General features: G+C 40.3%; 25 protein-coding genes, 1 tRNA gene and 1 other RNA gene. 8 read left to right on the forward strand and 19 right to left on the reverse strand.

Translation table 11 applies throughout. From position 1 onward, the window contains the following. Positions 1-228 precede the first annotated feature (228 nt). On the forward strand, positions 229-657 hold the full coding sequence (gene rplM, locus ACTG7L_RS04415) for a 50S ribosomal protein L13 (RefSeq protein ID WP_439242508.1): 429 nt from the start codon (positions 229-231) through the stop codon (positions 655-657). Positions 658-672: 15 nt separating this feature from the next. Further along, positions 673-1,068 carry a 30S ribosomal protein S9 gene (gene rpsI / locus ACTG7L_RS04420; RefSeq protein WP_439242510.1) on the forward strand — a complete coding sequence of 132 codons (396 nt, stop codon included), beginning with the start codon at positions 673-675 and terminating at the stop codon, positions 1,066-1,068. 230 nt (positions 1,069-1,298) lie between these two features. On the opposite strand, the gene ACTG7L_RS04425 is transcribed toward rpsI, so the two are convergent. The 3 genes from ACTG7L_RS04425 to ACTG7L_RS04435 form a co-directional block, all read right to left on the reverse strand. Then, on the reverse strand, positions 1,299-2,741 hold the full coding sequence (locus ACTG7L_RS04425; RefSeq protein ID WP_439327566.1) for an alanine/glycine:cation symporter family protein: 1,443 nt from the start codon (positions 2,739-2,741) through the stop codon (positions 1,299-1,301). Positions 2,742-2,972: 231 nt separating this feature from the next. Continuing rightward, positions 2,973-3,338, reverse strand: a transfer-messenger RNA (tmRNA) gene (gene ssrA / locus ACTG7L_RS04430). A gap of 108 nt (positions 3,339-3,446) precedes the next feature. Continuing rightward, positions 3,447-4,355 (reverse strand): lysine exporter LysO family protein, encoded by a 909-nt coding sequence (locus ACTG7L_RS04435; protein ID WP_439327567.1) that lies wholly within the window; start codon positions 4,353-4,355, stop codon positions 3,447-3,449. Positions 4,356-4,603: 248 nt separating this feature from the next. Here ACTG7L_RS04435 and ACTG7L_RS04440 point away from each other — a divergent pair, with 248 nt between their 5' ends. Continuing rightward, the gene (locus ACTG7L_RS04440) at positions 4,604-4,984 is read left to right on the forward strand and encodes a hypothetical protein (protein WP_439327568.1); all 381 of its coding nucleotides are present in this window, start codon (positions 4,604-4,606) and stop codon (positions 4,982-4,984) included. Between the two features lie 20 nt (positions 4,985-5,004). Further along, complete coding sequence (locus tag ACTG7L_RS04445; RefSeq protein ID WP_439327569.1) at positions 5,005-5,556, forward strand: elongation factor P hydroxylase; 552 nt, start codon at positions 5,005-5,007, stop codon at positions 5,554-5,556. A gap of 111 nt (positions 5,557-5,667) precedes the next feature. Here ACTG7L_RS04445 and fabA read toward each other — a convergent pair whose 3' ends face one another. Both fabA and ACTG7L_RS04455 read right to left on the reverse strand, forming a co-directional pair. Beyond that, on the reverse strand, positions 5,668-6,213 hold the full coding sequence (fabA, locus tag ACTG7L_RS04450; protein ID WP_439242338.1) for a 3-hydroxyacyl-[acyl-carrier-protein] dehydratase FabA: 546 nt from the start codon (positions 6,211-6,213) through the stop codon (positions 5,668-5,670). 124 nt (positions 6,214-6,337) lie between these two features. Beyond that, positions 6,338-8,104 (reverse strand): AAA family ATPase, encoded by a 1,767-nt coding sequence (locus ACTG7L_RS04455; protein ID WP_439327570.1) that lies wholly within the window; start codon positions 8,102-8,104, stop codon positions 6,338-6,340. A 134-nt stretch (positions 8,105-8,238) separates the two neighbouring features. Here ACTG7L_RS04455 and matP point away from each other — a divergent pair, with 134 nt between their 5' ends. Further along, complete coding sequence (gene matP / locus ACTG7L_RS04460; protein WP_439327571.1) at positions 8,239-8,685, forward strand: macrodomain Ter protein MatP; 447 nt, start codon at positions 8,239-8,241, stop codon at positions 8,683-8,685. A 38-nt stretch (positions 8,686-8,723) separates the two neighbouring features. Here the strand turns inward: matP and ACTG7L_RS04465 are convergent, their stop codons facing one another. The 10 genes from ACTG7L_RS04465 to lpxL form a co-directional block, all read right to left on the reverse strand. Further along, on the reverse strand, positions 8,724-8,942 hold the full coding sequence (locus tag ACTG7L_RS04465) for a YgjV family protein (RefSeq protein WP_439327572.1): 219 nt from the start codon (positions 8,940-8,942) through the stop codon (positions 8,724-8,726). A gap of 179 nt (positions 8,943-9,121) precedes the next feature. Then, on the reverse strand, positions 9,122-9,415 hold the full coding sequence (locus tag ACTG7L_RS04470) for a helix-turn-helix domain-containing protein (RefSeq protein WP_386685942.1): 294 nt from the start codon (positions 9,413-9,415) through the stop codon (positions 9,122-9,124). A 70-nt stretch (positions 9,416-9,485) separates the two neighbouring features. Beyond that, entirely contained in the window at positions 9,486-10,115 is a 630-nt protein-coding gene (locus ACTG7L_RS04475; protein WP_439327573.1) for a homoserine/threonine efflux transporter, read from the reverse strand. A gap of 1 nt (position 10,116) precedes the next feature. Next, positions 10,117-10,623 (reverse strand): phosphatidylglycerophosphatase A family protein, encoded by a 507-nt coding sequence (locus ACTG7L_RS04480; RefSeq protein ID WP_439327574.1) that lies wholly within the window; start codon positions 10,621-10,623, stop codon positions 10,117-10,119. Next, positions 10,620-11,618 carry a thiamine-phosphate kinase gene (thiL, locus tag ACTG7L_RS04485; RefSeq protein ID WP_439327575.1) on the reverse strand — a complete coding sequence of 333 codons (999 nt, stop codon included), beginning with the start codon at positions 11,616-11,618 and terminating at the stop codon, positions 10,620-10,622. Before thiL ends, ACTG7L_RS04480 begins: the two co-directional genes overlap by 4 nt. Positions 11,619-11,681: 63 nt before the next feature. Then, positions 11,682-12,110, reverse strand: coding sequence for a transcription antitermination factor NusB (nusB, locus tag ACTG7L_RS04490; RefSeq protein ID WP_439241822.1), 429 nt, complete (start codon positions 12,108-12,110; stop codon positions 11,682-11,684). A 14-nt stretch (positions 12,111-12,124) separates the two neighbouring features. Then, the gene (gene ribH, locus ACTG7L_RS04495) at positions 12,125-12,592 is read right to left on the reverse strand and encodes a 6,7-dimethyl-8-ribityllumazine synthase (RefSeq protein WP_439241824.1); all 468 of its coding nucleotides are present in this window, start codon (positions 12,590-12,592) and stop codon (positions 12,125-12,127) included. Between the two features lie 106 nt (positions 12,593-12,698). Beyond that, complete coding sequence (locus ACTG7L_RS04500; protein ID WP_439327576.1) at positions 12,699-13,262, reverse strand: hypothetical protein; 564 nt, start codon at positions 13,260-13,262, stop codon at positions 12,699-12,701. A gap of 209 nt (positions 13,263-13,471) precedes the next feature. Next, positions 13,472-14,299, reverse strand: a complete 828-nt coding sequence (dapD, locus tag ACTG7L_RS04505) for a 2,3,4,5-tetrahydropyridine-2,6-dicarboxylate N-succinyltransferase (RefSeq protein WP_439327577.1) — start codon at positions 14,297-14,299, stop codon at positions 13,472-13,474. Between the two features lie 76 nt (positions 14,300-14,375). Continuing rightward, positions 14,376-15,317 carry an LpxL/LpxP family Kdo(2)-lipid IV(A) lauroyl/palmitoleoyl acyltransferase gene (gene lpxL, locus ACTG7L_RS04510; RefSeq protein ID WP_439327578.1) on the reverse strand — a complete coding sequence of 314 codons (942 nt, stop codon included), beginning with the start codon at positions 15,315-15,317 and terminating at the stop codon, positions 14,376-14,378. Between the two features lie 126 nt (positions 15,318-15,443). Here lpxL and hldE point away from each other — a divergent pair, with 126 nt between their 5' ends. The 3 genes from hldE to ACTG7L_RS04525 all read left to right on the forward strand — a co-directional run bounded on the left by hldE (position 15,444) and on the right by ACTG7L_RS04525 (position 18,528). Beyond that, on the forward strand, positions 15,444-16,874 hold the full coding sequence (gene hldE / locus ACTG7L_RS04515; protein WP_439327579.1) for a bifunctional D-glycero-beta-D-manno-heptose-7-phosphate kinase/D-glycero-beta-D-manno-heptose 1-phosphate adenylyltransferase HldE: 1,431 nt from the start codon (positions 15,444-15,446) through the stop codon (positions 16,872-16,874). Positions 16,875-16,976: 102 nt separating this feature from the next. Further along, positions 16,977-17,053, forward strand: a tRNA-Val gene (locus tag ACTG7L_RS04520). 230 nt (positions 17,054-17,283) lie between these two features. Next, complete coding sequence (locus tag ACTG7L_RS04525; RefSeq protein WP_439327580.1) at positions 17,284-18,528, forward strand: tyrosine-type recombinase/integrase; 1,245 nt, start codon at positions 17,284-17,286, stop codon at positions 18,526-18,528. A gap of 32 nt (positions 18,529-18,560) precedes the next feature. Here the strand turns inward: ACTG7L_RS04525 and ACTG7L_RS04530 are convergent, their stop codons facing one another. Genes ACTG7L_RS04530 through ACTG7L_RS04545 form a run of 4 tightly spaced genes read right to left on the reverse strand, consistent with a single transcriptional unit; the run spans position 18,561 to position 20,324 of the window. Further along, a complete protein-coding gene (locus tag ACTG7L_RS04530; RefSeq protein WP_439327581.1) occupies positions 18,561-18,902 on the reverse strand; it encodes a hypothetical protein in 342 nt (113 codons plus the stop codon). Position 18,903: 1 nt separating this feature from the next. Next, complete coding sequence (locus tag ACTG7L_RS04535; RefSeq protein WP_439327582.1) at positions 18,904-19,227, reverse strand: hypothetical protein; 324 nt, start codon at positions 19,225-19,227, stop codon at positions 18,904-18,906. Between the two features lie 8 nt (positions 19,228-19,235). Beyond that, positions 19,236-20,117, reverse strand: a complete 882-nt coding sequence (locus ACTG7L_RS04540; RefSeq protein ID WP_439327583.1) for a hypothetical protein — start codon at positions 20,115-20,117, stop codon at positions 19,236-19,238. 9 nt (positions 20,118-20,126) lie between these two features. Further along, a complete protein-coding gene (locus tag ACTG7L_RS04545) occupies positions 20,127-20,324 on the reverse strand; it encodes a hypothetical protein (protein ID WP_439242498.1) in 198 nt (65 codons plus the stop codon). Positions 20,325-20,359: the final 35 nt, after the last annotated feature.

The following is a 20,359-nucleotide window of genomic DNA, read 5'->3' on the forward strand; positions in this document are numbered from 1 at the left end:
TCGTTTTTTGAGAGAAAAATGCGGTTATTTTTTGTTTATTTTTTCATACATGGCTGGCTTTTCTCTGATAAACCTTGTATAATCGCACGACCCTGTAAATGAGATGATTTTCCCATCACTCATTATTTGTCGAGATCGCACTCGAAGGGGTGATGATTGAGATCAATGGTTGTGTTTGGAATTGGTTCAAACACTGGGTATTAATATTTAATATTGGTAATTTAATTAATGAAAACTTTTGTAGCAAAACCAGAAACAGTAAAACGTGACTGGTATGTAGTAGATGCGACAGGTAAAACGTTAGGTCGTTTAGCCACTGAATTAGCTCGTCGCCTTCGTGGTAAACATAAAGCGGAATACACGCCACACGTTGATACTGGCGATTATATCGTTGTGATCAATGCGGAGAAAGTAGCCGTAACAGGTCGTAAAGCAGACGACAAAATTTACTACTGGCACACTGGCTATGTAGGCGGTATCAAACAAGCGACTTTTAAAGAAATGATTGCTCGCCGTCCAGAAGCAGTGATTGAGATTGCGGTGAAAGGTATGTTGCCAAAAGGTCCATTAGGCCGTGCAATGTTCCGCAAATTGAAAGTGTACGCAGGTTCACAACATGAACACGCTGCACAACAACCACAAGTTTTAGATATTTAATCACGGAGCAGAAAAATGACAGCAGCAAATCAAAACTACGGCACAGGTCGCCGCAAAAGCTCTTCAGCTCGTGTATTTATCAAACCGGGCAATGGTAACATCACCATTAACCAACGTTCTTTAGACGTATATTTCGGTCGTGAAACATCACGTATGATCGTACGTCAGCCATTAGAACTCGTTGAGTTGACAGATAAATTAGACCTCTACATCACTGTTACTGGTGGTGGTATTTCTGGTCAAGCGGGTGCAATCCGTCACGGTATCACTCGTGCATTGATGGCATACGACGAATCTTTACGTCCGGCATTACGTGCTGCGGGCTTTGTTACCCGTGATGCTCGTCGTGTTGAACGTAAAAAAGTGGGTTTACACAAAGCACGTCGTCGTCCACAATACTCAAAACGTTAATTTTTTATTTTTCGTTTTATACAGAAATTGCAAGTCGAAAGGCTTGCAATTTTTTTGTTTATTTTATGCTAGTTTTGAATATGATTTCAGAAATAAGTATTTATATGAATTTTATTATAAGCTCTTTATTCATTAAAAAATGAGCTAAAACCTATTATAAGGCTTAGCCCATGATTCCTTATTTTCTATTAACCTAAAATGTTTCTATTAATAGCATGAACTCAACAGAATTATTTTTTCCATAGTCTTGGATCAAGCTGATATTTTTTCAAACTTGGATGTTCATCTACATAAAACACAGGTTCTTGTTTGGCTTTTAATTGACGTTGATAGTCTTTCAAAATAATCCATACCACTGGTGACAGTAAAACAATCGCTACCAAATTCACCATGGCCATAATTGCCATTACTGAATCGGCAAAATCCCACACAATCGTGGCAGAATTCACGGCACCAAAATACACAAAGAATAATACCACAAGACGGAAAACCAAGACTAACCAAGGGCGGTTTTTAATAAAACGAATGTTACTTTCTGCATAGGCATAGTTGCCGATAATCGAGGAAAAGGCAAACAGGAATAAAATAAATGCCAAGAAATGCAAACCAAAATCACCTACGTGGAACTGCAAAGCATGTTGAGTAAGTGAAATGCTTTGTAGGCCGGAAGAAGCGTAATCATCGGATAATAAAATGATAATTGCAGTACAACTACACACCACGATGGTATCTACAAATACACCAAGCATTTGGATCAACCCTTGGCTAGCCGGATGCTTAACGTCTGCAGTGGCCGCTGCATTCGGTGCCGAACCCATACCAGCCTCATTGGAGAATAAACCCCGTTTTATCCCCATCAGCATAGATTTTGATAACACTGCGCCAAAGAATCCTCCAGCCATCGCAGAGAAATCAAAGGCACTGGTGATGATGTCGGATAAAATCGTAGGCACTTTTTGGATATTCATGCCCAAAATAATCACCGCAATAATTAAATAAAATAATGCCATGGTCGGCACCACTTTAGCTGAGAATCCACCGATCCGTTTAATTCCACCAAAAATAATTAATCCGCTTAACACGACTAACGCAATACCGACATAATGCGCATCCCAATGCCAAGCGTTATGCGTGGCCTCCACAATTGAGTTGGCTTGTACAGCATTAAATGCAAAACCAAAAGTAAAAATTAACGATAAAGCAAAAATAACCGCCAGCCAAGGTGCTTTCAGACCTTGAGTGATGTAATACGCTGGCCCACCTCGGAAAGTCCCGTCTTTATCTTGTACCTTAAACAACTGCGCCAAACTGGATTCAGCGAAAGCACTGGACATGCCCAACAATGCCGTCATCCACATCCAAAATACAGCACCCGCTCCACCAATGGCAATGGCTGTGGCCACACCGCTGATATTACCGACGCCCACACGACTGGCCAATCCGGTTGTAAACGCCTGAAATGGACTTAAGGAATCGCCGTCCGAAACACGTCCAGACCACATTTCACGTAAACTTTGCGGCAATAAACGTAGCTGAACTAAGCCAGTTGTAATCGTAAAAAACAATCCAGCCCCTAATAATAATACGATGGTAATATCCCACAATGGGGTACTAAGTGTTTGGTTAAACCAGTTAATACCTGATTCAATCAGATCAAAAAATTCTTTTAACATAATTGTTACCTATCAATAATAAAATGCAGCTTATATTTGCAGTTATTTATAATGATGTCTAGTATTTTATTGTGGACATATAATAGAACTAACCATTAATTAGATTTTCTCTAAGAATAATGGACTTTTTTTGATGTATTTTAAATTATTGCTAATATTCTTTGGCAAAACAGAAAGGCCTTGAAAACTCAAGGCCTTTGATACTCTCTGATACTTTGTGAGATGTGTTAGTGGTGGAGCTGGCGGGAGTTGAACCCGCGTCCGAAATTACTCTATCTTCAGTACTACACGTTTAGTCAGTCTTTAATTTCGCTTACCCCCTGCGGACAGACACGCGAAGAATAAACTAGCTTGATTTAATTTAGTGTTTCGATCTCCAAGCCGAAGCGTCCACACGATCTCGTTTTGGTTTGACTCCGCTTGATCCCCGTCTTACGAGCGGAAGCTAGGGAGCGAAGGCTAAATGCAGGTTATTAAGCTGCTAAAGCGTATTGTTCGTCGTTTGCGACTATTATTTTGCGGTTTATTTACAAGGCCTACCGCACCTTGACGTGCACTTTGGACTTTGCCAATCCCGTCGAATCCAAAATCAGCCCCAAAAGTTTGATCAGTGTAACAGAGATGAGGAAAAAATTAAAGTGAAATGCACCGCACTTTTTGGATTATGTTCCAGTTGCTTAAAGTGCGGTCAATTTTTACCAATTTTTATAAGGGAATGGAGGAGAAAAATACCAACAAAATCGGCGGGGCAATATTCGTTACAAAACCAAAACTAATCGCAAGAGGGACAACCTCCATGCCACCAGAACGCTGAATAATCGGCAATGTACAGTCTAACGCCGTGGCACCCGCAAGGCCTACGGCGGTGGAGCGATAGTTAAACATAAAAAAGGGAATTACAAAGAGGCTGATAATTTCTCTGGATAGATCGTTAAAAAAGGCAATACTGCCAAATTCAGCGCCCCAAGCGTTATTGATTACCACGCTGGATAAGGAATACCACCCCAAACCTGAGGAAATCGCTAGCCCTTGTGTCATCGGTAAATTGAGCAGCCAAGCGGAAATTAGACCGCCGATTAAGGAGGTGATGATCATAATCAGTCCAGTATAAATACCTCGTTTATTGAATAAGACGTCACGTAGCGAAATGCCGTTATTGCGTAGTTGAATACCGACAAAGAAAATTAAAGCAATTAAGACATAGGTGCTAGTGCCGAAAGGTAAATGAATGGTACCTTTGGTGAATAAGCCTACAAAAAAGCCAATGATCACCATAGAACATAATTTGGCACTGTCTAACAGTAATTTCCAACGGGGCGGAATATTATGTCCCAAATGTTTGAGTGGTTTTGGGTTAAGTTTATCAAAGCTGACTAACCCAATGATATTACAAGTAATAATACAAGCACTAAAAGTAAACGCTGAAAAACCGATGACCGGTAATTTATGCGCCACATCCTCAAGTTGCCCAAGGGAAACGCCCATGACAAATAAAATCACGTAGAGCAGTAACATCACAATGCGATTAACTGCGGTTAAAAATGCGTGATTTTTTGATTTAATCAAATAGCCCAATAACATGGGAATTAACACAATAAGTAAGCCTTCGAGCATAATTTTCCTTGTACAAAAATGGCGGCGTGGTGATACACAAGATATTACCTTGTTATTTTGTTTTTGTGAACAGAAACAGCGCGAATATCAAGATAAACATACTTTATATCGGCATTTGTTGGTTCCTCATCAAGAGGGTTTACGACGATTATTTTTACATGGAAATTTGCCCTAAATTATGCTATAATCCAACCCAAATTCTCCCCTCTCCCTAAGCATAATCGCATTAATTTTATCAAGGAAAAACCATGATTAATTCTTTCGTTGTGAGTATTTTTATTCTTATTCGCCTTATCCCACGTTTTCGCAAACTACGACTTGATATGTATCTTATTTTGATCCTGATCGTCAGCCTTATCAATTTATGGGTGCCGGTTTCTTTGGGCAGTAATTTTATATTTGCGACATGGTTAGCTTTCATGATGGAGATTGTTTTATTTATCTTTGGTATCATGATCTTATTGGATGAATATGATAGCGAAATTTCTATTCCAGTATTACGTTTATTAAGCTATCTAATAAAACAGCCAAGTTGGCTTTGTTTGCCTTTTTTTCTGTTAAATGAAACCCAATACCAACAACGTGATAAATTCATTTCCGAGTTAAATAACAATATTTATACGTTTTAAAATAGGTAAGGAACAATCTTATGCAACCAGATTCAGAGATCCATCAATTAGACGATATTATTGCCATTTTTAATCAATGTTTTTATAGCGAATTCAACACCAAATTAATCAAAGGCGGTGATGAACCGATTTATTTACCGGCGAATGATCAAGTGCCTTACCATGCGATCCATTTTGCCCGAGGGTTTTACAGTAGCGCTTTGCACGAAATTGCACATTGGTTAGTGGCGGGCAAAGAACGCCGTAAACTGGAAGATTTTGGTTATTGGTATGAACCTGATGGACGAACCGAACAACGTCAACGGGATTTTGAACAAGCCGAAGTCAAACCTCAAGCGCTAGAATGGATTTTATCTACTGCGGCCAATTTCCGTTATTTTGCCAGTTCAGATAATTTAAATGGTGAAGTCGGGGATACCATGCCGTTTAAATTAGCGGTGTATGAACAAGTTAAAATCTACGCTGAAAAAGGCCTGCCAAAACGAGCAGAAACCTTACGCAAAGCCTTGTGTGCATTTTATGGTACGGAAGATCGGATTGATTTGGCGAAGTTTGATGTGAGCCGGATTTAGTTAATGTTTAGGTATTTCAACAGGTGGATATATCGCTCCGCCTTTACGAAAAAATTAAAACAAAAAGCTCAAGGCAACCCTTGAGCTTATCAAAACCAATTTACAATTAAATTAGAAGGTTGAAGTATCCTGAAACAATCCCACTTTTAAATCCGTCGCCGTGTAAATCACACGCCCATCAACCAACACTTCGCCATCTGCTACGCCCATAATTAATTTACGGTTGATCACGCGTTTGAAATGAATTTTATAGGTCACTTTTTTATTGGTCGGCAACACTTGACCAGTGAATTTCACTTCGCCAACCCCTAACGCACGGCCTTTGCCCTCGCCACCGATCCAACCGAGATAGAAACCAACCAACTGCCACATAGCGTCTAAACCTAAACAACCTGGCATAACTGGATCGCCGATAAAATGACAATCGAAGAAGAATAAATCTGGTTTAATATCTAATTCAGCCTCGACATAGCCTTTACCGAATAAACCGCCCGTTTCGTTCATTTCCACGACTCTATCCATCATTAACATGGTAGGTGCCGGAAGTTGTGGGCCTTTTTCGCCGAATAATTCACCACGTCCAGAGGCTAATAAATCTTCATAATTGTAAGCATTTTTTCGTTCTGGCATTGCATTTGGTGTACAGGTGTTAGTCATTTTTTTCTCTTTTAAATTAAATAATATGGTGTTTTTCAGTGATTTCACTGAATTAACGCCATATTAACAGACTTTGATTTAAAAAGATATAGCTAACACGTGTTCGCTAAACAGTTCCGAGCAGTTATTTTTTATTAAACCATTTTAACCAAAATGGCGGTGCATGATGTTGTTCAGCATATTGCTCAATACGTTTTGTGATCAGTTGAGCAATGGTGCTTTTTTCTTGCACTGGCTGCTCGGCAATTAATGGACGATCAAACAAAATTTCACAAGCCTCGAACACATCATTCACTACCCAAATAGAAAATTGATTATTTTTCACCGCAGTTACTACGTCATCTGTCAACGAAAGCTGATACAAACAGGATTCAGGAATAATTACGCCCTGTTTTCCGTTTAATCCTCGGCCCTGACAAATAGCAAAAAAGCCTTCAATTTTATCGTTCACACCGCCCACGGAATGCACCAAACCAAACTGATCAATGGATCCCGTCACCGCAATGGATTGTGGAATCGGTAAATCCGATAACGCACTGGCTAGCACTAAAAAAGCCGCTAAAGACGCACTGTCGCCGTCAATTTCGCCATAAGATTGTTCAAACACTAGCGAGGCAGAAAAAGGCAGTTGGGACGGCATGTCCAAAATATTGGCTAGGCAGTTTTCTGCGATCATCATGCCTTTGCCATGTACATTGCCAGCCAGTTCACTTTTTCTTTCGATATCAACTACTTCCCCATCACCAAATTGTACGATACAACTGATTCGAGAGGGTTCGCCAAAGGACATTGGCGTGCCGCTAAATTCCACCACCGATAATCCGTTAATTTGCCCAACCGCCTCATTTTCCGTTTCAATATAGACTTGATGATAAAAAATATCCGCATAGGCTTGTTGACGCAGAAAACCTTGTTGTTGAGATTGCTGTTGAAAATATTGTTCAATATCCACCGCACTTAACGCATGGTGATTTGTGCTTAACTGACTGGCACCACTGAGAATTTGTGTGAGTTTCAAAGGAGAAGTATTGATCAACACTCGACTTTCACTTTCCCTGACGAGCCATTGATATAATTTATCCAAACCGTCAGGGGTTAAAGGCGAAAATTGTTGTTCGGCAAAAGACAACACATATTGTTGCCATGCCTGTTGCTGTGGCGCTTTTTCCACACTGATATAACTTTCAATTTCGCTATACTCTGCAAGATGATAAAGATCTGGCACGAGGTCATTCAAGGTCGCTAATTCTTCTCTATTGCCGAGTAAAATCACCTTTAAATTTAATGGATAACTGGGAATCTCGCACGGCAAGGCTTTAAACGGATGGGCCGAATACCAATCAAATTGCTTGGTGGCCAAAATATGTTTTAAGCGTTCCCAACAATCAAAATGGTTTAACAACTGGCTCACGCTTAAAATTAACACGCCATGATTCAGTTGATGTACCAAACCGGCGTTAAGCTGAATATCATGGGAAGTCGGATGAATCCGAATTGCACCGAACAAACTTGCATGATCAAAATACAGTGCCGTGGCGACGGTTTTTTTGCTAGCAAAATTATCTTGCACGGATTGGGCCGGTTGAACGTTCACTTGGGCAAAGGAAAAACTATCTCCTTGTGCCACTTCATACTGAACCCCCGATACCTGTAACGGTGCTTGTTGTGATTTGACCCATTTTTCCACCGCACTTGCATATTCGCTTTGATCGTCCGCTTTTAACACCAACAAACTGCGGTGCGAATTTTGCAAGAATTGGGTTAAAGCCGAACAGGCTCGTGGTTGTAAGGCGAAAAAATCTCGCAGATGTTGTTCCCCTGCCTCTGTTGCCAATGCCGTTAAATGCGGTTGTAATGCGGTCCACGCTAATTTTTGTTCGGATAACGCCACGTTTCTTTCTCTTATCAAATCAAATAATCACGCATTATCTCACATTTCATCAAAATTCAAAAAATCTACTAGAAAAAAAAACAAAATAAAGGTATATTATTTTCAGTTACCACGTCACTAATAATGAGAAAGCAATGAAATATCAAAAACTTGAAAATCAAGAAACCCAATGGAAATGGCTTTATCTCACCAAGAAACACCGAGATGGCGAAAATATTACTCGCTATCAAGAAAAAAGTTTAGCGGAAGATAAGGTAATCGCCTTGATTGCTTGCAAAAATCAGCCCGAACAAATTGAGGCTTGGATTGCCGATCATTTATCTGAACACTTAGTCATTAAATTAGATCAAGCCATTCGAGCCAGACGTAAACGCTTTTTCAATGCGGAAAAACAACATACTAAAAAGAAATCCATTGATTTAGAATATGTGGTCTGGCAACGCCTATCTAAATATTCTCGCAAAATGGGCATGACGTTGTCACAAACCATTATGTATATGATTGATGAACGAGAAAACAAAGCCCAATATGAAAAGAAAATGTCAGTGATGAAAGCCAGTTTAAAGGATTTGCTAAAATAAAGGCGAGCTTAATACTCGCCTTTCGTCGGTCTAAGAAATTACTTGGCTTTCATGCTTTGAGAGATATAATAGCCATTCACACAAGCCACAAAGATATTCAACCCCGCCACTGGCCATGAACTAATCAGCAAGCCATAAATAATAAAGCAGATTGCCCCAATCAAATTGACTAAACGTAATTTCACAATATCTTTTAATAAAAACGATCCTGATACCAAAATCATGGCGACATAGCCCAATATTTCAATATAATCCATGCGTTATTTCCTTTCTGTTCTGATTATGACGCATTAGTCTAACAAGGAATGGGAAATAACACAAAACCGCAAAGGTTTGCGTAGGGGAAATTTTTTAAGTGATCAGATTGTTGGGTAGCAACAAGGGAATTTAATCACTAAAACGGAGAATTTTTATACGTTTGATAGATCATTGGTTTTCATCTTTTCCCCTTATTCATGGCTAGCACTTGTTCAATGGTTTTTGGCATAGGTTCTGTTGAACGTTTAGTGAGTTCATGTAATGCGGTTAAATCATCTAAAATTTGCCAAAGTTGCAATAATTGACGAAAAGAAATTTGTCCTGTGGTTTCAAATTTCTTAATGGTTGAGGCTGGCACAAGGCTGACGTTAGCCAGTTGCTCTCTTGAAAAACCTTTGCTTTTGCGTTTTTTACGCAAATAATCCGCAAAGGCTTGTTGGGTTTCGTTGGCAGAATAAAAAGGTAATAGCATAATCTTAAAATGGATACAATAATGGCTAAATTATAACATATTCTGCTATTTTGGCTACTATTGTGTCTATTTAAGATAAAATTTCTTGTACCCCACTATAAACCAAATACCCCCCAAACGCTAAAAAGATAACCCCCGCCACATTATCAATATAACGACTATATTGACTATAAAAACGTTTTGCAAAGGGACGAGAAAATAACAAAGAAACGGTGTAAAAATACAAAAAGGTTTCAATCAGAATAATGATAAATGCGGTAGCCATTTGCCAGATTTCTTGCATATTGACCAACACCAAAGACATCACGCTGCTGAAATAAATCACCACTTTAGCATTGGAAAGGTTGACCCATAAGCCTTTCATGATTTCGGCTTTAATGGTCGTTTTCTGGTTAAAATCCTGTTCCGTAAGTTCAGCAAACACGGTATTTTGCCGACTTTTGGCCATTTTTACGCCAAGATAAGCCAAATAACTGCCACCGAGTAACATAATGACGCCATGTAAAATCGGTAAGGTTTTAAATAAAATCGCCAAGCCTAAAATGGCTGCGGCTGCCCAAATGGCGACACCAAAGGTGATACCTAAAATACCACAAATTGTATTGCGTCTTGAATTACTGGCCGCCATGCGACTCACATATAAAAAATCAGGGCCGGGGCTTAATAAACCGAAAAAATGCACAATAATTAAATTCAGCATGTTACACCACAAATGACATCAAAAAATAAGCCAACACGGCATAGCCTGCAGCCAACACATCATCAACCATAATCCCAAAACCGCTTTCTAATTTTTGATCAAAATATTTAATCGGAAAGGGTTTCCAAATATCAAATAAACGAAAGAGTACAAATGCTAATACATTGCCGATAATCCAATGTTCGGCGAACAACCCAACCAAGCCAATTTGAACGATCCAAATGCCGACAAATTCATCCCAAACAATGGCACCATGATCATGGATACCCATATCATCAGAGGTTTTTTGGCATAAATAACAGCCTAATAAAAAGCAAACTGCGGTGAAAATAATGAATATTTTTAATGGCATCATTTGCATGAATAATATGCCGAGTAATAATCCAGCCAAACTGCCCCAAGTACCTGGGGCGGGATGAATTAAACCTGAACCCAAGCCCACTGCAAGCAAATGCACAGGGTTGGTTAGACGAAGTCGTTGTAATGGGGTTTTTATGTTGTCTGTCATGATTTAAAATGTTCAAAGCTAGAGATATGTAAATCTACCATTTTTCCCTGTCGTTGGTAAGTCATATTTTGCTGTGGATTTTTTTCCACGATACGGCCTATACAGGTATAAGGCACCTTTAATGGGGCTAAATGTTGCTCCAATAAGGCTTTTTGATGATCGGGAACCGTAAAGCAGAGTTCATAATCTTCGCCCCCTTGCAAAGCAAATTGCTCCGCTTGTTCTCGTCCATATAAATTAAGCAAAGCTGAAGAACAAGGTAAATCTTCTAAATTTATCACCGCACTTACCCCACTTCGATCTAAAATATGCCCGAGATCGCCGACTAAGCCGTCAGAAAGATCTAAGGCACAACAGGATAATTGATGTTGCGTTAAGGCTAATCCAAGGGAAATTCTGGGTGTGGGTCTGAGATTGCGTTGAATTAAATAGCTTTCTTCTAAATTCACCGCACTTTTCTTGCCTTGATACAAATCGGAAAGCAAATAAAAACCGGCTAACCCATCTCCTAGTGTTCCAGAGACATAAATCCAATCCCCCACTTTCGCTTGATCACGGCGAAGTGCGGTGTTTTTTTCCACAAATCCTTGGGCAGTAATGGTAATAGACGGCACGCTTCCACTGGTGGTATCACCACCAATTAAGGCAACATGATGCTCATTCAAGATTTCAAACATGCCCTGACTAAAAGCTCGTAACCAATTTTCATCTGCTTTCGGCAAGGTTAAAGCTAATGAAATCCATGCTGGTTCAGCCCCCATGGCGGCCAAATCGCTTAAATTGGTGACCACGGCTTTATAACCTAAATCTCGGGGAGCAATATTCGGATAAAAATGCGAATTTTCCACCATGGTATCGGTGGTAATGGCCAAGGATTTGCCCATTGGAATGGTGGTTAATGCACAATCGTCGCCAATATGGAGTTGTACATCCGCACGTTGTACAGTTTGCTGTGTGAAAAAGGTATCAATGAGATCAAATTCGCTTTTTGCCATACTAAATTACCACACATTGTATAAGCTCCCTCTCCTTTTGGGAGAGGGCTGGGGTGAGGGGGACTATCGACGCCCTAAAGACGGTGCCACTTTATCTAATACGCCATTGACATATTTATGGCTATCGTCTGCCCCAAAGGTTTTAGCCACTTCAATAGCCTCATTGATCACCACTTTATAAGGCACATCAAGCACATATTTCAATTCATAGGTCGCTAAACGCAAAATGGCTTTTTCAATCGGAGTTAATTCTTCCGACGTGCGGTCTAAAAAAGGTGCTAATGTGCTATCTACCGCCGCTAAATTATCCACAGTTTGACGGAATAATTGACGGAAATAGGCCACATCTACGCCTTTTAAATCTTGTTCAGACACAAAAGCCAATTCCACTTCTGCCGCCTCATTCTGCGAAACAGCCCAAGAATATAAGGCTTGTACAGCACATTCTCTGGCACGACGACGTGCTGAGGGTTTCTTCACTGGTTCAGTCATAGGATTGCCCATTGTTATTTAATTTGATCAAGTAAGTTGATCATTTCTAACACGACTAATGCAGCCTCAGCCCCTTTATTGCCTGCTTTGGTGCCCGCACGCTCAATGGCTTGTTCAATATTTTCGGTGGTTAATACACCAAATGCCACTGGAATGTCCGCATCAAGAGAAACATGACCAATTCCACTGCTCGCTTCGCCAGCCACATATTCAAAATGTGCTGTACCACCACGAATAACCGTACCCAAAGCAACGATACCGTCATATTTTTTGCTATCCGCTAAACGGCGAACGGCTAATGGCAATTCATAAGCCCCCGGCACTTTCACCAAGGTAATATTTTCATCTTTCACTTGACCAACACGTTTTAACGCATCAATCGCTCCATCTACTAAACTGTCATTAATAAAATGATTAAAACGAGCCACTACGACGGCAATTTTTGCATTGGGTGCGGCTAATACGCCTTCTAATACTTGCATTTTGTTTCCTTATAAATAAACACTGATTGACCGCTGATTCTAGCACATAATTGATAATAAAAAAAGGAAACCAATTTGGTTTCCTTTCAGTGAAATTCAAAATGAATTATTGAGTGACAGCCTCTTTTACTTCTGCTGCTTTCTCTGAAACAGCGTCTGCTGCGGCAGCCGCTTTTTCTTTTGCGGCATCTTTCATTTCTGTCATTTTGTCTGAGGCTGCGTCTTTCATCTCAGTCATTTTGTCTGACGCTGCGTCTTTCATTTCAGTCATTTTTTCTGACGCTGAATCTTTCATCTCGGTCATTTTTTCTGACGCTGAATCTTTCATCTCGGTCATTTTTTCTGACGCTGAATCTTTCATCTCAGTCATTTTATCTGCTGCCGCATCTTTCATTTCTACCATTTTGTCTTTAGCTTCGCCGGCTTTTTCTACCATGGCATCTTTGGCTTCAGTTGCTTTCTCAACAACAGCGTCTTTAGCTTCGGTGGCTTTTTCTACGGCAACATCTTTCATCTCTTTTGCTGCTTCAACAGTCGCATCTTTGGCTTCAACTACGCTTGCTTTTGCCTCTTCGACTTTAGATGACATTTGATCTTTTGATGCTTGATCACAAGCGGCTAATGCGAATACTGAACTTAATACGAATGTTGCTAATACTGATTTTTTCATTGTTTTTTTCCCTAAATAAATGTTTGTTTAATAATATCGGTCTTGCCGATGGTTGCATATTGTGAACAATTTTATTGTAAAATGCAAAAAATTTTACACTCTCTTTACAATTCAAGTCATTTGATTAAATCAAATGGTTTCACGTTCGACTAAAAAAACAGAGCAAAGTTCCCTTTGCCCTGTTAATTGCTTAATTTTTATCAATCGCCTTATTCATCAATGGTACGCAATAATTCATTGATACCGACTTTACCAAGGGTTTTAGCATCTACTTTTTTCACAATCACGGCACAATAAAGGCTATATTTTCCGCATTTAGACGGCAAACTACCAGACACTACCACAGAACCGGCAGGCACTCGACCATAATGAATTTCACCGGTTTCACGATCATAAATACGTGTCGATTGACCAATAAATACGCCCATGGAAATCACGCAACCATCTTCCACAATGACGCCCTCGACCACCTCAGAACGAGCACCGATAAAACAGTTATCACCAATAATGGTTGGATTGGCTTGCAACGGTTCTAATACCCCACCAATGCCTACGCCACCTGATAAATGCACGTTTTTACCAATTTGAGCACAAGATCCCACGGTCGCCCAGGTATCCACCATGGTACCCTCGCCCACATAAGCCCCGATATTCACATAAGACGGCATTAACACGCAATTTTTTGCAATATAGGCCCCTTTACGCACGGTGGCTGACGGCACGACACGAAAACCTTCTTCAGCAAAACGTTGTTCAGTGTAATCAGCAAATTTCAACGCCACTTTGTCATAATATTTGGTTTCTGCACCGTCAATCACTTGGTTATCGTTGATACGAAATGAAAGTAACACAGCTTTTTTCAACCATTGATGGGTGACCCATTCGCCATTAATTTTTTCTGCCACACGATAAGTGCCTTTGTCTAATCCCTCAATAACCTGTTCAATAGCTGAACGTGTTTCAGCGTCAACGGTTTTTGGGGTAATCTCTGCACGTTTTTCAAAGGCATTTTCAATGATTGTTTGTAAATTTGACATAAATTTTCTTTCCTATTTGTCGATATAAAATAATTTAACGAGTTTTACCATAAATTGCGGTAAAATTCATCTATCCTTAACGATATTTTTTGCCGTCATCGCCGTCTTGTTCGGTTTTAAAACGGCGGTGTAACCACATATACTGATCCACCCCTTTCATAATTTCACTTTCCACCACCTGATTCATCCGAATCGCAATCTCTTTTTCTGAACTCACATCCGTGAAATCCACCGGCGGAGAAATGGTGACGGTATAACCTGAATTATCCTTATTGCGTAACGGTGCAAAAGGAATGACCTTACTGGTGGGGGAGGCTTTCAGTAAATAATAAGATCCTGTGGTTGTGGCCGCATCTTGCACCGCAAAAAACGGAATAAACACCGCACTTTTTCGCCCATAATCATGATCGGGGGCATACCAAATCGTATCCCCTTGGCGGAGTGCTTTTACCATGGCTCGCAAATTTTTCCGATCCAATAAATGCTTATTGGAACGCATTCTTCCCCAAGCCTGTAACCAGTCCATAATCGGCTTATCATTAGGGCGATACACCCCAATCCCTGGGTGATACAGCCCGACAATTCTCGCCCCTAATTCTAAGGTTAAGAAATGCACGCCCACTAAAATAATCCCGTCTTTGGCATTTTCTTTTAGATATTCCACGCCATCAATTTTCGACCATTTTTTAATCCGTTGATCCGACCAAAACCACGCCATTCCAGTTTCAATAATGGCCATGCCCACATTATTTAAATGGGCTTGTAAGACTTCCTCTCGTTGTTGTGCCGACCAGTCAGGAAAAGCCAATTCAAGGTTACGCTGTGCAATTTTGGCACGACGCTTGCCGACTTTTAACCGCTTAAAGATCCCACTTAATCCGCTACCGATTTTCACCAAACAAGGATAAGGCAAACATAATAGTAACCAATATAATCCCAAGCCTAACCAAAATCCCCAGTATTTAGGATGCAGAAACGCTTTTTGAAACCTTGGATAAGGATGATGATTTTCCGACATAATGCCCCTCAATAAATAAACTCCGCATAGTTTAACCGAATTTCATCGAAATTTTAAGCCAAACTGTTTTATGCTGTGGTAAAATCAGCAAAAATATTTTTATTCTATACTATTAGGACATATTTTATGAATCAATTCTCTGCACAATTTCCCCATGCAAAAGTGTTAGTTCTTGGTGATGTGATGTTAGACCGCTACTGGTTTGGTGCGACTAACCGTATTTCTCCCGAGGCTCCGGTTCCAGTGGTTCGCGTACAAGAAAATGAAGAACGTGCAGGCGGTGCCGCTAACGTTGCCATGAATATTGCCTCATTGAACGTACCAGTTGAATTGCTCGGCTTAATTGGTCATGATGAAACAGGGGTTGCCTTAACACACTTATTAGAACAACAAAAAATTGAGTGTAATTTTGTTAAATTAGACACCCATCCGACCATTACTAAATTACGTATTCTTTCTCGTCATCAACAACTATTACGTCTTGATTTTGAAGAAGATTTTCATCAAGCCCCGACCAATGACTTATTACAAAAATTAGAAAGTGCGGTGAAAAATGTCGGTGCGTTAATTCTCTCCGACTACGGCAAAGGCACCCTAGCGGAAGTTCAAAAGATGATTCAAATCGCACGCCAAGCCAATGTGCCAGTTTTGATCGATCCAAAAGGGACTGACTTTGAACGCTACCGTGGCGCCACCTTATTAACGCCGAATATGTCCGAATTTGAGGCGGTGGTGGGAAAATGCCACAGCGAAGAAGATATTATTGAAAAAGGCTTAAAGCTGATTTCTGATATTAATTTAACCGCACTTTTAGTCACTCGTTCAGAAAAAGGCATGACCTTATTACGCCCAAACCAACAGGCCTATCACTTGCCAACCGTGGCCAAAGAAGTGTTTGATGTCACCGGTGCTGGTGATACCGTCATCAGCGTGCTTGCTACCGCTCTCGCAGATGGTCGTTCTTTTGAAGAATCTTGTTATTTAGCCAATATTTCTGCCGGTATCGTGGTGGGAAAACTCGGTACTTCTACGGTATCAACGGTGGAATTAGAAAATGCGATTCATGGCAGAACCTCGACTGGCTTTGGCATTATGAACGAAAGCGAACTCAAAACAGCAGTGCAATTAGCCAAAGATCGGGGCGAAAAAATTGTGATGACCAACGGTTGTTTCGACATTTTGCACCCTGGTCATGTTTCCTACTTAGAAAACGCCCGAAAACTCGGCGATCGCTTAATCGTTGCCGTGAACACCGATCATTCCGTTAAACGCTTAAAAGGCGAAACACGCCCAATCAACGATTTAGCCAGTCGCATGGCTGTACTCGCAGGCTTATCTTCAGTGGACTGGCTCGTTGCCTTTGATGAAGACACGCCACAACGTTTAATTGCTGAAATCTTACCTGATTTATTAGTTAAAGGTGGAGATTACAATCCTGAAGATATTGCGGGCGCCAAAGAAGTCTGGGCCAATGGCGGCGACGTTCAAGTCTTGAATTTTGAAAACGGTTGCTCCACCAGTAACGTCATTCAAAAGATCCAAGCGTTGAAAGATTAAGCAATTGAAAAGTGCGGTGAAAAAAGAACTTGTTTTTCACAAAATCTTTCTATATTATTACCGCACTTTTGAGAACAATCTCATTTTTCATATTTCAAATATGCGACTATAGCTCAGTTGGTTAGAGCACCACCTTGACATGGTGGGGGTCACTGGTTCGAGTCCAGCTAGTCGCACCATCACCTTTTCCGATACCGTTCAATATAGTTCAAAACAGAAAACAAATTACCAGATTTATTAGTGATTTAGCTATTTTATCGTTCAAAACAGTTCAAAATAGCTCAATACTGACCAATATTTTTGGTATTATATTTGGTAAGCTATTTTCCGAAATTTTATGGGCGTAATACCAAAAGGTGAAGATGGTATTATCTCGTGAGATGATTATGTAATACCAAAAGGAGCTGTTATGGCGGTTACAGTGAAACCATTAACCAATACGGAAGTGGAAAAATCTAAGTCGAAAGACAAGGATTATTCCCTTTCTGATGGGAATGGGTTGTTTTTGTTTGTGCGTTCCAATGGGAGTAAACTTTGGCGATTTCAGTATTACAAGCCATTTAGCAAACGAAGAACGATTATTTCTTTAGGTAGATACCCTGAATTGTCTTTGGCTGATGCAAGGCGTATGCGTGAAGAATATCGTGCTTTGTTGGTGAAAAATATCGATCCGCTGGCACACAATGCCAAGATAACGGAAGATAAAATTATTGCGTTAAATAATTCCTTTCGCAAAGTGGCGGAAGATTGGTTTCGATTGCGTGAAAATGCGGTCAAACTGGGGACATTAAAGAAAATTACCCATGATGACACCGTAAGACGAATTAAAAATCATTTGTTCCCGCTATTTGGTGATTTACCCATTACTGAAATTACCGCCCCATTGGCGATTGAGAAATTTAAGCAATTAGAAAAAGACGGCAAACTAGATACCTTGCACCGTTTAATTGGTTATCTCAATAGTATTATGGTTCACGCTGTTAATCATTGCATTTTGCAATACAATCCTACGGCGGATATTGGGCGTGTGTTTGTTAAACAGGTAACACAAAATAACCCCACACTTCCACCTAGTGCGTTATCTTCTGTATTACAACAGATTCAATCTAGTAATCTTGAACTAAAAACGAAATGTGCCATTGAATTTACGTTGTTGACTTCTGCTCGAGTGGGAACGGTGACCCAAGCAGAATGGTCAGAAATTGATTGGGATAATCAACTTTGGCAGATTCCAAAAGCCAAAATGAAAGGTCGAGCAGGCAAGGTTCAGGATTTTACTTTACCGTTATCTCGTCAGTCTATCCATTTATTGCGATTTATTCAGAAGTTAAGCGGTCACTCAAACTATATTTTCCCAAGCGATCGACGGCCAAATGAACCTATGGCGAGAGACACGCCTAACAAGGCATTACAACGTATTGGATTCCAGAATAAACTTACTGCTCACGGTTTGCGAGCTATGTTTAGTACTTATATGAATGAGCAGGAATTTAATCCTGAAATCATTGAGATTTGTTTAGCTCATTTTGAATATTCTACCGTCAGGGGAGCATATAACAAGGCACGCTATTTAGAACAGCGTGTGGAATATATGCAACATTGGGGCGATTTTGTAGAAAGTCAGGCGAGTGGAAAGTCGTTTTTTTGTGAGTAGGAATAAGACCGCATTTCTGCGGTCTTTTACGATCAATTACCACACCCACAATCATCCAAATCACAACATTTAAAGTCGCTATTACATACGGTTTCCGTCATGCCTTGTTTAGTGACTTCCCATTTTACGCAGCTACCGGAAGGAAAGGTTTTGGCCTCTGTGCCGTCTTGTCCTCGTTCGATTTTGACTTGATGACCAAAACTAATAACTTTGACAATTTCTGCTCCTGTGCCGTCATTGATGACAAGGTAGCTGTGATCTGCATCCAAGGTTTGTGAAAGTATTTTCGCATCATCAATGGGAAGAATGCGATCTGTTGAACTTAATTTTGCATTAAGGCTTGTTGAATAGCCGTTTAACCATTTGTAACCCATGTTAGCACCCCAAACATTCTTGTGAATGAAAATAGCCGTTTTCGCTACTGCCCATATTGCAACTGCAACCAATATGAATCGGTACGCAAAATGGTTTACAGCCGTCTATACGAATAATCCCTTGATAACGCCCTGAACGAGCTTTATATAAGACATCGTCCCACATAAACGTCACTGTTGAGTCCGTGAGTTCTAATGACGGATAAACAATGGTATCGCCTCCACCCACTCGGGTAATCTCAATAGTTGCATTGTCAGCTTGACTGCAATTATCAATGTGAAAAGTGGTTTTAGCGACTTTTCTGTCAATTTTAATTGGTTTCATTTTTGCTCCTAGTTATTGTAAAATCCACTGCCAAATAAAGACGGTGTTAAGGTGTTGGCTCCTTGGAAACTGACCATGTTTGCTGTTCCCATAGTTGCACCAATATGGCTTAAATTAGCCACTGAATTAGACCACCCCTCATAAGGATTAATCTGACTTGCGGCAGCCGCAGCTTGTTGTGCGGTGCGAATTGCATTAAGGCTTTCGGCTACTCGTCCTTGGAATAAGGCGTTCCATTTGTACGTTTCTTCTCGATATTGGCTTTCACGTTGATGTTTGCGTTCTTCTTCCATACGAATAGCTTGGTTGGTTGCCAATACCGCAGCTCTTGCTTCAGCCAGCTGTAATTGACGTAACGCTGTGCGTGTTGCACCGACACAATGTATATTACTTTCTCGTCGTGTTTTATCCCTTGCTCTGGAAAACTCACTACGAGCCATGGCGACAGCTCGGTTCTTGGCGGTTTCATAATCTACTTGATAACCTGCTTGCTCCCTTGCTCTTGATTCATTGAGCATGTCAATTTCAATCGGTCGGCTGTTGTCATACCAATGATTAAACAGCTTGTCGCTTTTGTCTTTTTGGTTGTTCCAGATTTCATCAAAACGGTTTTGTGCTTGTTTTGCTACGTCGTGCTGTTTATCTGCAAAATAAAAGGAGGCAGCTTGTTGAATTAATGCGATAATCATATTAGCTCGGGCGTTTTGTTGAGCAGCTGCAAAATATTTACAAGCATAATCTGCCATAGCTAAAGCACGAGCCTTGGCACTTGCGTCAGTTAATTTTGAGCTTTCAGGAACGCTGTTAATATCCTTTTTTATTTGGTCACAATCCACATCCTTACCAAAAAAGGCTTCACTCAGTGAATCCATCATACTGGTTTCTGCCATACTCTCTCCTTAAATATAATCGTGTAAATGTCGGTAATGAAAAAGCTCAATTAAATCCTCGAATTGTTCAATCAATTCTTGGGTAAATTGAGCTTGTAGTGCGGGATATGTTAATCCTTGATAAAAGTTATAAAGGGCTTTTTTATTACTTTCTTTATCCGATTTATCCCGTAATTCTTCAATGATTTTGGTGTATTGATTTGCCATAAGCCTCCTTGAAGTTCAAAAAAAATCACCGCACT

This window comes from Lonepinella sp. BR2357, assembly GCF_051851525.1.
Classification (GTDB): Bacteria; Pseudomonadota; Gammaproteobacteria; order Enterobacterales; family Pasteurellaceae; genus Lonepinella.

What these genes read in the sequence shown, in the direction of transcription:
- ribH (WP_439241824.1), bottom strand. Translation starts at nt 12,592, where the DNA reads ATGCAAGTATTAGAAGGCGTATTAGCCGCACCCAATGCAAAAATTGCC.
- ACTG7L_RS04500 (WP_439327576.1), bottom strand. Translation starts at nt 13,262, where the DNA reads ATGAAAAAATCAGTATTAGCAACATTCGTATTAAGTTCAGTATTCGCA.
- fabA (WP_439242338.1), bottom strand. Translation starts at nt 6,213, where the DNA reads ATGACTAACACCTGTACACCAAATGCAATGCCAGAACGAAAAAATGCT.
- ACTG7L_RS04540 (WP_439327583.1), bottom strand. Translation starts at nt 20,117, where the DNA reads ATGGCAGAAACCAGTATGATGGATTCACTGAGTGAAGCCTTTTTTGGT.
- ACTG7L_RS04425 (WP_439327566.1), bottom strand. Translation starts at nt 2,741, where the DNA reads ATGTTAAAAGAATTTTTTGATCTGATTGAATCAGGTATTAACTGGTTT.
- ACTG7L_RS04475 (WP_439327573.1), bottom strand. Translation starts at nt 10,115, where the DNA reads ATGCTGAATTTAATTATTGTGCATTTTTTCGGTTTATTAAGCCCCGGC.
- rplM (WP_439242508.1), top strand. Translation starts at nt 229, where the DNA reads ATGAAAACTTTTGTAGCAAAACCAGAAACAGTAAAACGTGACTGGTAT.
- ACTG7L_RS04445 (WP_439327569.1), top strand. Translation starts at nt 5,005, where the DNA reads ATGCAACCAGATTCAGAGATCCATCAATTAGACGATATTATTGCCATT.
- thiL (WP_439327575.1), bottom strand. Translation starts at nt 11,618, where the DNA reads ATGGCAAAAAGCGAATTTGATCTCATTGATACCTTTTTCACACAGCAA.
- ACTG7L_RS04530 (WP_439327581.1), bottom strand. Translation starts at nt 18,902, where the DNA reads ATGGGTTACAAATGGTTAAACGGCTATTCAACAAGCCTTAATGCAAAA.
- ACTG7L_RS04480 (WP_439327574.1), bottom strand. Translation starts at nt 10,623, where the DNA reads ATGACAGACAACATAAAAACCCCATTACAACGACTTCGTCTAACCAAC.
- ACTG7L_RS04535 (WP_439327582.1), bottom strand. Translation starts at nt 19,227, where the DNA reads ATGAAACCAATTAAAATTGACAGAAAAGTCGCTAAAACCACTTTTCAC.
- matP (WP_439327571.1), top strand. Translation starts at nt 8,239, where the DNA reads ATGAAATATCAAAAACTTGAAAATCAAGAAACCCAATGGAAATGGCTT.
- dapD (WP_439327577.1), bottom strand. Translation starts at nt 14,299, where the DNA reads ATGTCAAATTTACAAACAATCATTGAAAATGCCTTTGAAAAACGTGCA.
- ACTG7L_RS04470 (WP_386685942.1), bottom strand. Translation starts at nt 9,415, where the DNA reads ATGCTATTACCTTTTTATTCTGCCAACGAAACCCAACAAGCCTTTGCG.
- ACTG7L_RS04525 (WP_439327580.1), top strand. Translation starts at nt 17,284, where the DNA reads ATGGCGGTTACAGTGAAACCATTAACCAATACGGAAGTGGAAAAATCT.
- ACTG7L_RS04435 (WP_439327567.1), bottom strand. Translation starts at nt 4,355, where the DNA reads ATGCTCGAAGGCTTACTTATTGTGTTAATTCCCATGTTATTGGGCTAT.
- hldE (WP_439327579.1), top strand. Translation starts at nt 15,444, where the DNA reads ATGAATCAATTCTCTGCACAATTTCCCCATGCAAAAGTGTTAGTTCTT.
- ACTG7L_RS04545 (WP_439242498.1), bottom strand. Translation starts at nt 20,324, where the DNA reads ATGGCAAATCAATACACCAAAATCATTGAAGAATTACGGGATAAATCG.
- ACTG7L_RS04440 (WP_439327568.1), top strand. Translation starts at nt 4,604, where the DNA reads ATGATTAATTCTTTCGTTGTGAGTATTTTTATTCTTATTCGCCTTATC.
- ACTG7L_RS04465 (WP_439327572.1), bottom strand. Translation starts at nt 8,942, where the DNA reads ATGGATTATATTGAAATATTGGGCTATGTCGCCATGATTTTGGTATCA.
- nusB (WP_439241822.1), bottom strand. Translation starts at nt 12,110, where the DNA reads ATGACTGAACCAGTGAAGAAACCCTCAGCACGTCGTCGTGCCAGAGAA.
- rpsI (WP_439242510.1), top strand. Translation starts at nt 673, where the DNA reads ATGACAGCAGCAAATCAAAACTACGGCACAGGTCGCCGCAAAAGCTCT.
- lpxL (WP_439327578.1), bottom strand. Translation starts at nt 15,317, where the DNA reads ATGTCGGAAAATCATCATCCTTATCCAAGGTTTCAAAAAGCGTTTCTG.